This is a genomic window from Streptococcus sp. 2741 (assembly GCF_013276315.1).
Taxonomy (GTDB): domain Bacteria; phylum Bacillota; class Bacilli; order Lactobacillales; family Streptococcaceae; genus Streptococcus; species Streptococcus pseudopneumoniae.
This window is the reverse complement of sequence record NZ_VMKU01000138.1, coordinates 1-9,919: the sequence shown is the minus strand read 5'-3', so window position 1 is coordinate 9,919 and position 9,919 is coordinate 1. Positions and strand designations below refer to the sequence as shown.

At 40.3% G+C, this 9,919-nt stretch carries 10 protein-coding genes and 3 pseudogenes; 11 read left to right on the top strand and 2 right to left on the bottom strand.

Annotated elements, in window-relative coordinates; genetic code table 11:
- A pseudogene (locus tag HT671_RS11805) lies at positions 1 to 119 on the bottom strand (IS5/IS1182 family transposase); the annotation flags it as partial.
- Between HT671_RS11805 and HT671_RS10645 the strand changes: the two are divergent.
- From HT671_RS10645 to HT671_RS10605, 9 genes and pseudogenes are all read left to right on the top strand, one after another.
- A pseudogene (locus HT671_RS10645) lies at positions 112 to 252 on the top strand (cupin domain-containing protein); the annotation flags it as partial. The pseudogenes HT671_RS11805 and HT671_RS10645 sit on opposite strands and share 8 nt — an antisense overlap.
- Before the next feature lie 83 nt (positions 253 to 335).
- The gene (locus HT671_RS10640) at positions 336 to 1,043 is read left to right on the top strand and encodes a response regulator transcription factor (RefSeq protein ID WP_000166478.1); all 708 of its coding nucleotides are present in this window, start codon (positions 336 to 338) and stop codon (positions 1,041 to 1,043) included.
- Positions 1,044 to 2,375: an ATP-binding protein gene (locus tag HT671_RS10635; RefSeq protein ID WP_023939913.1), complete on the top strand. Its 1,332-nt coding sequence runs from the start codon at positions 1,044 to 1,046 to the stop codon at positions 2,373 to 2,375.
- Positions 2,376 to 2,540: 165 nt separating this feature from the next.
- Entirely contained in the window at positions 2,541 to 3,416 is an 876-nt protein-coding gene (locus tag HT671_RS10630; protein WP_023939915.1) for a substrate-binding domain-containing protein, read from the top strand.
- A gap of 117 nt (positions 3,417 to 3,533) precedes the next feature.
- Positions 3,534 to 4,397, top strand: coding sequence for a phosphate ABC transporter permease subunit PstC (pstC, locus tag HT671_RS10625; RefSeq protein ID WP_138703336.1), 864 nt, complete (start codon positions 3,534 to 3,536; stop codon positions 4,395 to 4,397).
- Positions 4,390 to 5,205: a phosphate ABC transporter permease PstA gene (gene pstA, locus HT671_RS10620; RefSeq protein ID WP_000049768.1), complete on the top strand. Its 816-nt coding sequence runs from the start codon at positions 4,390 to 4,392 to the stop codon at positions 5,203 to 5,205. Before pstC ends, pstA begins: the two co-directional genes overlap by 8 nt.
- Position 5,206: 1 nt before the next feature.
- Positions 5,207 to 5,959 carry a phosphate ABC transporter ATP-binding protein PstB gene (gene pstB, locus HT671_RS10615; RefSeq protein ID WP_000536446.1) on the top strand — a complete coding sequence of 251 codons (753 nt, stop codon included), beginning with the start codon at positions 5,207 to 5,209 and terminating at the stop codon, positions 5,957 to 5,959.
- A 14-nt stretch (positions 5,960 to 5,973) separates the two neighbouring features.
- On the top strand, positions 5,974 to 6,624 hold the full coding sequence (gene phoU, locus HT671_RS10610; RefSeq protein WP_001245788.1) for a phosphate signaling complex protein PhoU: 651 nt from the start codon (positions 5,974 to 5,976) through the stop codon (positions 6,622 to 6,624).
- A 61-nt stretch (positions 6,625 to 6,685) separates the two neighbouring features.
- A pseudogene (locus tag HT671_RS10605) lies at positions 6,686 to 7,117 on the top strand (transposase); the annotation flags it as partial.
- A gap of 114 nt (positions 7,118 to 7,231) precedes the next feature.
- On the opposite strand, the gene HT671_RS11975 reads toward HT671_RS10605, so the two are convergent.
- Positions 7,232 to 7,483 carry a hypothetical protein gene (locus tag HT671_RS11975; RefSeq protein WP_007284768.1) on the bottom strand — a complete coding sequence of 84 codons (252 nt, stop codon included), beginning with the start codon at positions 7,481 to 7,483 and terminating at the stop codon, positions 7,232 to 7,234.
- A 411-nt stretch (positions 7,484 to 7,894) separates the two neighbouring features.
- Between HT671_RS11975 and HT671_RS10595 the strand changes: the two genes are divergently transcribed.
- Both HT671_RS10595 and galU read left to right on the top strand, forming a co-directional pair.
- On the top strand, positions 7,895 to 8,911 hold the full coding sequence (locus tag HT671_RS10595; RefSeq protein WP_000745045.1) for an NAD(P)H-dependent glycerol-3-phosphate dehydrogenase: 1,017 nt from the start codon (positions 7,895 to 7,897) through the stop codon (positions 8,909 to 8,911).
- Between the two features lie 21 nt (positions 8,912 to 8,932).
- Positions 8,933 to 9,832 (top strand): UTP--glucose-1-phosphate uridylyltransferase GalU, encoded by a 900-nt coding sequence (gene galU / locus HT671_RS10590; RefSeq protein ID WP_001185619.1) that lies wholly within the window; start codon positions 8,933 to 8,935, stop codon positions 9,830 to 9,832.
- Positions 9,833 to 9,919: the final 87 nt, after the last annotated feature.

Below are 9,919 nucleotides of genomic sequence, written 5' to 3'. Positions count from 1 at the left end.
TGGCATTTCTTTTTACCAGAATCATTCGCTAATTGTTTTTTAGGACGATTGATTTTTACTTCCGTCGCATCAATCATTACCGTGTCCTCAGAACTGAGAGGAGTTCTTGAAGTTGATAAGGATTATGCTCTGGTTTCTTGTCTTGTTGCTCCTGGTTTTGAATTTGAGGATTTTGAATTATTTGAAAGGGTAGATCTACTGGCGACCTATCTAGAGCACAAGGAGATGATTGAGCGTTTGACCAGATCCTAGTCTTGATAAGCAAATTTAATCTGATTTAGCAATGTTAGGATTTCTGATAATTGTGTTATAATGTTACCAATAGGAGATAATAGATGACAAAACAAGTCTTATTAGTGGATGATGAAGAACACATTCTGAGATTGCTTGACTACCATTTAAGTAAGGAAGGCTTTTCTACTCAATTGGTAACAAATGGACGGAAGGCCTTAGCTTTGGCAGAAACAGAACCCTTTGATTTTATCTTGCTTGATATCATGTTACCACAATTAGATGGCATAGAAGTTTGTAAGCGGCTGAGAGCCAAAGGCGTCAAAACTCCAATTATGATGGTTTCTGCGAAAAGTGATGAATTTGATAAGGTTTTGGCCTTGGAATTAGGGGCTGATGACTACCTGACCAAGCCTTTTAGCCCTAGAGAATTGCTGGCGCGTGTCAAGGCTGTCCTCAGGCGAACTAAAGGAGAACAAGAAGGAGATGATTCAGATAATATCGCTGACGATTCTTGGCTATTTGGGACCTTGAAAGTATACCCTGAGCGTCATGAAGTCTACAAGGCGAATAAGTTACTGAGTTTGACCCCAAAAGAATTTGAACTCTTGCTCTATCTTATGAAACATCCCAACATGACACTGACTAGAGAGCGTCTTTTGGAACGTATCTGGGGGTATGACTTTGGGCAGGAAACACGTTTGGTGGACGTTCATATTGGTAAGTTGAGGGAAAAAATTGAAGACAATCCTAAAGCCCCTCAATTTATTCGAACCATTCGGGGTTATGGTTATAAGTTCAAGGAGTTATAGATGAAACGCTACCTTCAATTTTGGCTAGTCAATCTAAGTGTTAGCCTCATTCTGATTGCAGGGATGGCATTAACTTGGATCAGTAAAGGCATCGGTCTCTTTCTTCTAGCCCTTTCTTTGGGACTAGGTAGCTACTGGCTCTTTTGCCTTTGGAAATGGGAAGTTGCTTTTGAGACCTTGCACCAACCTCTCTTGACCAGTAGTGAATACTTTTTAGAAAAAGGGCAAGAAGACTTAAAGTCTTTGGCTCAGTATGTGTCTGGCCTAAAAACCAAAGTCTCCCAACAGGATCAGCAATACAAGGACCTAGCCGAAACAATGGAGGTTCTTCTGTCGCACCTAACCATGGGGACGTTTTTAGTTTCCGCTCAAGGTCAGATGTTATTATCCAGTCGCTCTCTGCCTCATTATTTTCCCGATGTGGACGGCGACATAAGTTCACTTGATGACCTCAAACGGATGGATATTCGGAATTTAGTTCACCAAGCCTTTGATCAAAAAACAAGGTTAAAACAAGAAGTAAGTGGGTTTCATGAGGGTGACTTGATTTTAGAAGTGACAGCAGTTCCCGTTTTTAGCCCCACCCAATCTGTGGAAGCTGTGCTCGTCTTGCTATATGATTTAACAACGATTAGAACTTATGAAAAGTTAAATTTAGCCTTTGTTTCAAATGCCTCCCATGAATTGAGGACACCAGTTACTTCGATTAAGGGCTTTGCTGAAACCATTAAGGGGATGTCAGTTGAAGAAGAAGCGCTCAAGGATGACTTTCTAGACATTATTTACAAAGAAAGCTTGCGTCTTGAGCATATTGTTGAGCATCTTCTTACCTTATCTAAGGCTCAACAAATGCCTGTACAATGGACGACCCTTTCTTTGGCAGAATTTGTACAGGATTTGACTCAAAGCTTGCAACCTCAGCTCAAGAAGAAGGATTTACAGCTAAAGGTGCAGGTGCCAGATGATGTCACTCTCGTATCAGATAGTCAATTACTTTCCCAAATCTTACTCAATCTTTTAACCAATGCCATCCGTTACACTGAACAAGGGGGAAAAATTGAGGTCAAGACCCAAAAGGTGAACGAAGGCATTAAGATTTCTGTGTCAGATACAGGGATTGGTATTAGTCAATTAGAGCAGGATCGTATTTTTGAACGTTTTTACCGAGTTAATAAAGGTCGAAGCAGACAAACTGGTGGCACTGGTCTTGGCCTTGCTATTGTCAAAGAACTTAGTCAATTATTAGGTGGCCAAGTCACGGTGACGAGTCAGCTTGGCAGAGGCAGTTGCTTCACGATTTTTCTTCCTAACCAATCTTTCGCACAGGACTAATAATTTTTAAAGCTATTTTTAGGAGCAGCCACTTTTCAAAAGTGGCTTTTTTTGATTCTTTACACAATCTTTACATGAATCAGGGATAAACCTTTACAAAGACTTGTTAGACTATAAGTGTAGTAATCCTACACAAGAAAATACATAGAAATAAAGGTGATTCTTATGAAATTCAAAAAAATGCTTACTCTTGCAGCCATTGGCTTATCAGGATTTGGGCTTGTTGCCTGTGGCAATCAGTCATCTGCTTCCAAACAGTCAGCTTCAGAAACGATTGAGGTGATTTCACGAGAAAATGGCTCTGGAACACGGGGTGCCTTCACAGAAATCACAGGGATTCTCAAAAAAGACGGTGATAAAAAAATTGACAACACTGCCAAAACAGCTGTGATTCAAAATAGCACAGAAGGTGTTCTCTCAGCAGTTCAAGGGAATGCTAATGCTATCGGCTACATCTCCTTGGGATCTTTAACGAAATCTGTCAAGGCTTTAGAGATTGATGGTATCAAGGCTAGTCGAGACACAGTTTTAGATGGTAAATACCCTCTTCAACGTCCCTTCAACATTGTTTGGTCTTCTAATCTTTCCAAGCTAGGTCAAGATTTTATCAGCTTTATCCACTCCAAACAAGGTCAACAAGTGGTCACAGATAATAAATTTATTGAAGCTAAAACCGAAACCACAGAATATACAAGCCAACACTTATCAGGCAAGTTGTCTGTTGTAGGTTCCACTTCAGTATCTTCTTTAATGGAAAAATTAGCAGAAGCTTATAAAAAAGAAAATCCCGAAGTTACGATTGATATTACCTCTAATGGGTCTTCAGCAGGTATTACCGCTGCTAAGGAGAAAACCGCTGATATTGGTATGGTTTCTAGGGAATTAACTCCTGAAGAAGGTGAGAGTCTCAGCCATGATGCTATTGCTTTAGACGGTATTGCTGTTGTGGTCAATAATGACAATAAGGCAAGCCAAGTCAGTATGGCTAAACTTGCAGACGTTTTTAGTGGCAAATTAACCACCTGGGACAAAATTAAATAAAATGTTTGCTCCATAAATCTCTAAAGAGATGCAGACGTTTCATCGTACAATAAGATAAAGAAGGCAAGTAGGGAGGTGTCGCATCTCCCTTACTTTCTTCACTAGAAAGGACAAAATGTGACAAAACAAGCCTTCAAGGAAGCAGTTTTTAGGGCAATTTTTTTCATGAGTGCAGCAGTAGCTGTTGTAGCTATTTTGCTAATCTGTTTCTTTATTTTTAGTAATGGCTTGCCTTTCATGGCTAACTACGGCTTTACCCGTTTTTTATTAGGCAGTGATTGGTCGCCAACGAACATTCCGGCAAGCTATGGTATTTTACCAATGATCGTTGGTTCCTTATTAATTACCTTAGGAGCGATTGTGATTGGGGTGCCAACAGGCATCTTGACATCGGTGTTTATGGTTTATTATTGTCCAAAGCCCGTCTATGGCTTCTTAAAATCAGCTATCAACTTGATGGCGGCCATTCCATCTATTGTTTATGGTTTTTTCGGCCTACAATTATTGGTGCCTTGGATTAGAACCTTTTTAGGAAATGGCATGAGTGTCCTAACCGCTTCGTTACTATTAGGAATAATGATTTTGCCAACCATTATCAGTTTGTCAGAATCTGCTATCCGAACAATTCCCAAAACGTATTATTCTGGTAGCTTGGCTCTAGGAGCTAGTCATGAACGGAGTATTTTTAGTGTCATCTTGCCAGCTGCGAGATCTGGTATTTTATCAGCAGTTATTTTAGGAATCGGTCGCGCAGTAGGCGAAACCATGGCAGTTATTTTGGTGGCAGGCAACCAGCCGATTATTCCAAGTGGACTCTTTTCAGGAACCAGAACCTTAACAACTAATATTGTTCTGGAAATGGCTTACGCATCAGGTCAGCATAGGGAAGCCCTTATTGCAACCTCAGCAGTTCTCTTTTTCCTTATTCTCTTGATTAATGCCTACTTTGCCTACTTGAAAGGAAAATCATCTTATGAGTAAATACCTGCTAAAACTTCTCGTTTATTGTTTTTCAGCTTTAACCTTTGGCTCTCTCTTTTTAATCATTGGTTTTATCCTCATCAAAGGCTTACCTCATCTAAGTCTATCCCTCTTTTCTTGGACCTATACTTCTGAGAACATTTCCCTTATGCCAGCGATTATTTCCACCGTTATTCTGGTCTTTGGTGCTCTTCTTTTAGCCTTGCCCATAGGGATTTTTGCTGGTTTTTATCTTGTGGAATATACAAAAAAAGATTCCCTTTGTGTTAAAATCATGCGATTGGCCTCAGATACCTTGTCTGGGATTCCTTCCATTGTTTTTGGTCTGTTTGGCATGCTCTTCTTTGTAGTCTTCTTAGGTTTTCAATACTCTCTGTTATCAGGAATCTTAACCTCAGTCATCATGGTGTTGCCAGTCATTATTCGCTCAACAGAAGAAGCCCTTTTATCTGTTAGTGATAGCATGCGTCAAGCAAGTTATGGACTTGGGGCAGGTAAGTTACGGACTGTTTTTAGAATTGTTCTACCAGTTGCCATGCCAGGTATTTTAGCTGGAGTGATACTAGCTATTGGCCGTATCGTTGGTGAGACAGCTGCCCTCATGTATACATTAGGTACCTCTACCAATACGCCAAGTAGTCTCATGTCTTCAGGTCGTTCTCTAGCCCTGCATATGTATATGCTGTCAAGTGAGGGGCTACATGTCAATGAAGCCTATGCTACCGGTGTGATTTTGATTATTACTGTTTTAATGATAAATACTCTATCAAGCTTATTATCTCGAAAACTTGTGAAAGGAGCTTCCTAGTATGGGAACATTTTCAGTCAGACACCTAGACTTATTTTACGGGGACTTTCAAGCCTTAAAAAATATTTCGATTCAATTACCAGAAAGACAGATTACTGCCTTGATAGGCCCATCTGGTTGTGGTAAATCAACTTTTCTAAAAACCCTTAATCGGATGAACGATTTGGTTCCTTCTTGCCATATTGAAGGCCAAGTCCTCTTAGATGAGCAAGATATTTATAGTAGCAAATTCAACCTTAATCAGCTACGTAAGCGTGTAGGGATGGTTTTTCAACAGCCTAATCCCTTTGCCATGTCTATCTATGATAACGTGGCTTATGGCCCAAGGACACATGGTATTCGAGACAAAAAACAATTAGATGCCTTAGTGGAAAAATCTTTAAAAGGGGCAGCCATTTGGGACGAAGTCAAAGATAATCTTAAAAAGAGTGCCATGTCCTTATCAGGCGGTCAGCAGCAACGCCTTTGCATTGCGCGAGCTTTAGCAGTAGAACCTGATATTCTGTTAATGGATGAGCCGACTTCAGCCTTAGACCCTATCTCCACTTTAAAAATTGAAGACCTCATTCAGCAACTAAAAAAGGATTATACGATTATCATTGTTACCCATAACATGCAACAAGCTTCACGTATTTCAGATAAAACTGCTTTTTTCTTAACAGGAGAAATTTGCGAATTTGGAGATACCGTTGACGTGTTTACCAATCCAAAAGATCAGCGCACAGAAGACTATATTTCAGGACGGTTCGGATAAGGAAGGAAAAACCTATGAGAAATCAATTTGATTTAGAATTGCATGAATTAGAACAATCCTTTTTAGGACTAGGGCAACTTGTCCTTGAAACAGCTTCAAAAACCTTACTGGCCTTAGCCTCCAAAGACAAGGAGATGGCAGAGCTAATTATCAATAAGGATCATGCTATCAACCAAGGTCAAAGCGCTATCGAATTGACCTGTGCCCGTTTGTTGGCCTTGCAGCAGCCACAAGTGTCTGACCTTCGATTTGTGATTAGCATCATGTCTTCTTGTTCAGACCTTGAACGTATGGGAGACCATATGGCAGGCATTGCCAAAGCTGTTTTGCAACTAAAAGAAAATCAACTAGCCCCTGACGAAGAACAGTTACACCAAATGGGTAAATTATCCCTCAGCATGCTAGCCGATTTATTGGTTGCCTTTCCTTTGCACCAAGCCTCAAAAGCTATTAGTATTGCTCAAAAAGATGAACAGATTGACCAATATTATTATGCCTTATCAAAGGAAATCATTGGACTTATGAAAGACCAAGAAACCTCAATTCCCAATGGAACTCAATACCTTTATATCATAGGGCATCTGGAACGCTTCGCTGATTACATTGCTAACATTTGTGAACGCCTAGTCTACCTAGAAACAGGAGAACTAGTGGATTTGAATTAATTCAACTAATCCTTAAAAGAGAAGAGTACGATTAAGTGCTCTTTTTTATGGTTGTAAAAAAGTTCATTTGACCAATTTAAGCAGTGTAGATAGTGAGGAGCTGTTTCAATTCTATCGTGAACGAGGGAATGCTGAAAACTTTAGCAAAGAAAGGAAAGCAGGATTCTTTGGGGATAAGACAGATAGTTCGACCATGGTTAAGAATGAAGTACGTATGATGATGGGCTATCTGGCTTATAATCTCTACCTCTTTTTAAAGCAGCTAGCTGGTGATGAAGTAAAGGCCTTGACTATCAAGCGTTTTCGACCTCTCTTCCTTCATATTGCCGGAAAATATGTCTCTACTGCTAGACGACATATTCTCAAATTCTCAAGTCTATACGCCTATTCAAAACAATTTCAAGCCTTATTTGATACAATCTGCCAGATAAATCTGATACTCCCTGTTCCATATAGAGCTAGAGGGCAGGGGAAAACATGCCTAACAGAATAAGTCACCTTATTTTAAAAATCGAGCATCAAACCAAGGGAGGAGTCTACCCTTTTTTAGGAAAAAATCAAGACAAATCTCCTCAATTATGTCTCGAACATCAGAAATTAAGCAAAATCACCAGAAGGACAGTAGTTTAACTAGCTTTTCTGGTGATTTTTGAACTGTGTAGTTCGTTAGTGCCAGATATGAATAATTTGGGATGATAAATCTTTCTTCCTCAGGTAGCCTATCATAATACTCTTCAAAAATCTTATCAAAAACACTCTCTTTCTTTTGGGCGATAGTTTCATCTTCGTATGTAGGAGTCCTCATCAAGAAATACTTCAATTCTAGGTATTCCTTATCCAACTCTATATAACTTGGCATCAACTTGTAATCTTCAACCCCCAAACGTTCAGCGATATATTTTAACTTTGTTAGTGTTGGTCTGGATTCTCCATTTTCAATTCTAATTAATTGACGGATACTTCATTCAGACTCATCGCCACAAAATTCTGAACTACTGATTTTTTTAGCCAAACGTAATCTTTTAATTTTTTCGCCAAACTCTCGCAAGCTACAAGAACCTCCTGAGTTGTTTACCTCTATTATAAGCATATACTGAATCAAACTATCTATCAGATTTCTTCTCACTTTAACTAAAGACTGAGAGTTTAATACTAGCCCCGGTTTTTGTGTATTTTTGAAGTCACAAAGACACCACTTCCCAGCAATGCAAGTGCAAAATCCTCTAGAATATGATAGAATAAGAGAAAGGACTCTATTAAGGAGGAAATCATGAAAAAACAAACCGTCGCCGTCTTGGGGCCTGGTTCCTGGGGAACTGCCCTTTCACAAGTCTTAAATGACAATGGACACGAGGTACGTATTTGGGGAAATCTTCCCGAACAAATCAATGAAATTAATACCTATCATACTAACAAGCACTACTTTAAAGATGTCGTTCTAGATGAAAATATCATTGCCTACACCGACTTAGCAGAGGCACTGAGAGATGTGGATGCGATTTTGTTTGTTGTCCCAACAAAAGTGACACGACTTGTTGCCCAACAAGTTGCACAAACCTTGGACCATAAGGTTATCATCATGCACGCATCAAAGGGATTAGAACCTGATAGCCATAAACGATTATCAACCATCCTTGAAGAAGAAATTCCTGAACATCTCCGCAGTGATATTGTCGTTGTTTCAGGTCCTAGTCATGCAGAAGAGACCATTGTGCGTGACCTGACTTTAATCACTGCTGCTTCTAAAGATTTACACACAGCTCAATACGTTCAGGAGCTATTTAGTAATCACTACTTCCGACTTTATACCAATACGGATGTTATCGGGGTCGAAACCGCTGGTGCTCTTAAAAATATTATCGCTGTCGGTGCCGGAGCTTTACATGGTTTGGGATTTGGTGACAATGCCAAGGCAGCCATCATCGCTCGAGGCTTGGCAGAAATTACCCGCCTAGGGGTGGCACTCGGGGCTAGTCCATTGACCTATAGTGGCTTGTCTGGTGTAGGAGACTTGATCGTAACGGGAACCTCCATCCACTCTCGTAACTGGAGAGCTGGAGATGCCCTTGGTCGTGGAGAATCTCTAGCTGATATCGAAGCCAATATGGGCATGGTGATTGAAGGAATTTCAACGACCCGAGCAGCCTATGAACTAGCGCAAGAACTTGGAGTCTATATGCCCATTACACAAGCCATTTACCAAGTTATCTACCACGGAACCAATATCAAAGATGCCATTTATGACATCATGAACAATGAATTTAAAGCAGAAAATGAGTGGTCTTAACCCTCTAGAGAAAGGATTCTTATGGCACTGAAAGTTAGAAAAGCAGTCATTCCTGCCGCTGGACTAGGAACTCGATTTTTACCAGCAACCAAGGCCCTTGCCAAAGAAATGTTGCCAATTGTAGACAAACCAACTATCCAGTTTATCGTGGAAGAGGCTCTCAAATCAGGTATTGAAGATATTCTGGTTGTCACTGGTAAGTCAAAACGTTCTATTGAGGACCACTTTGATTCAAATTTTGAGCTTGAGTACAACCTCAAAGAGAAAGGTAAAACAGATCTGTTAAAATTGGTAGATGAAGCAACTGGTATGCGCCTCCATTTCATCCGCCAAACTCACCCTCGTGGTCTTGGAGATGCTGTCCTACAAGCCAAAGCTTTTGTAGGGAATGAGCCCTTCGTTGTTATGCTGGGTGATGACCTTATGGACATCACAGATGAGAACGCCGTTCCTTTGACAAAACAACTGATGAAGGATTACGAAAAGACACACGCATCAACCATTGCTGTCATGCCCGTACCACACGAAGACGTTTCATCATATGGAGTCATTGCTCCTCAAGGTGAAGGAATCAACGGACTCTATAGCGTTGAAACTTTCGTTGAAAAACCAGCGACCGAAGATGCACCAAGTGATTTTGCAATCATCGGTCGCTATCTACTCACACCTGAGATTTTTGATATCCTCGAAAAGCAAGCTCCTGGTGCTGGAAATGAAATCCAACTTACTGATGCTATTGATACGCTCAATAAAACACAGCGTGTTTTTGCCCGTGAATTTACAGGAGCTCGTTACGACGTTGGGGATAAGTTTGGATTTATGAAAACATCTATTGACTACGCCCTCAAACATCCACAAGTCAAAGATGACTTAAAAGATTACCTCATCCAACTGGGAAAAGAATTGGCTGAGAAGGAATAATACTCTTCGAAAATCTCTTCAAACCACGTTAGCTTCACCTTGCCGTACTCAAGTATAGCCTGCGGTTAGCTTCCTAGTTTGCTCTTT

Coding starts and splice junctions, on each gene's coding strand:
- HT671_RS10640 (WP_000166478.1), top strand. CDS start 336: ATGACAAAACAAGTCTTATTAGTGGATGATGAAGAACACATTCTGAGA.
- HT671_RS10635 (WP_023939913.1), top strand. CDS start 1,044: ATGAAACGCTACCTTCAATTTTGGCTAGTCAATCTAAGTGTTAGCCTC.
- HT671_RS10630 (WP_023939915.1), top strand. CDS start 2,541: ATGAAATTCAAAAAAATGCTTACTCTTGCAGCCATTGGCTTATCAGGA.
- pstA (WP_000049768.1), top strand. CDS start 4,390: ATGAGTAAATACCTGCTAAAACTTCTCGTTTATTGTTTTTCAGCTTTA.
- pstB (WP_000536446.1), top strand. CDS start 5,207: ATGGGAACATTTTCAGTCAGACACCTAGACTTATTTTACGGGGACTTT.
- phoU (WP_001245788.1), top strand. CDS start 5,974: ATGAGAAATCAATTTGATTTAGAATTGCATGAATTAGAACAATCCTTT.
- HT671_RS11975 (WP_007284768.1), bottom strand. CDS start 7,483: ATGCCAAGTTATATAGAGTTGGATAAGGAATACCTAGAATTGAAGTAT.
- HT671_RS10595 (WP_000745045.1), top strand. CDS start 7,895: ATGAAAAAACAAACCGTCGCCGTCTTGGGGCCTGGTTCCTGGGGAACT.
- galU (WP_001185619.1), top strand. CDS start 8,933: ATGGCACTGAAAGTTAGAAAAGCAGTCATTCCTGCCGCTGGACTAGGA.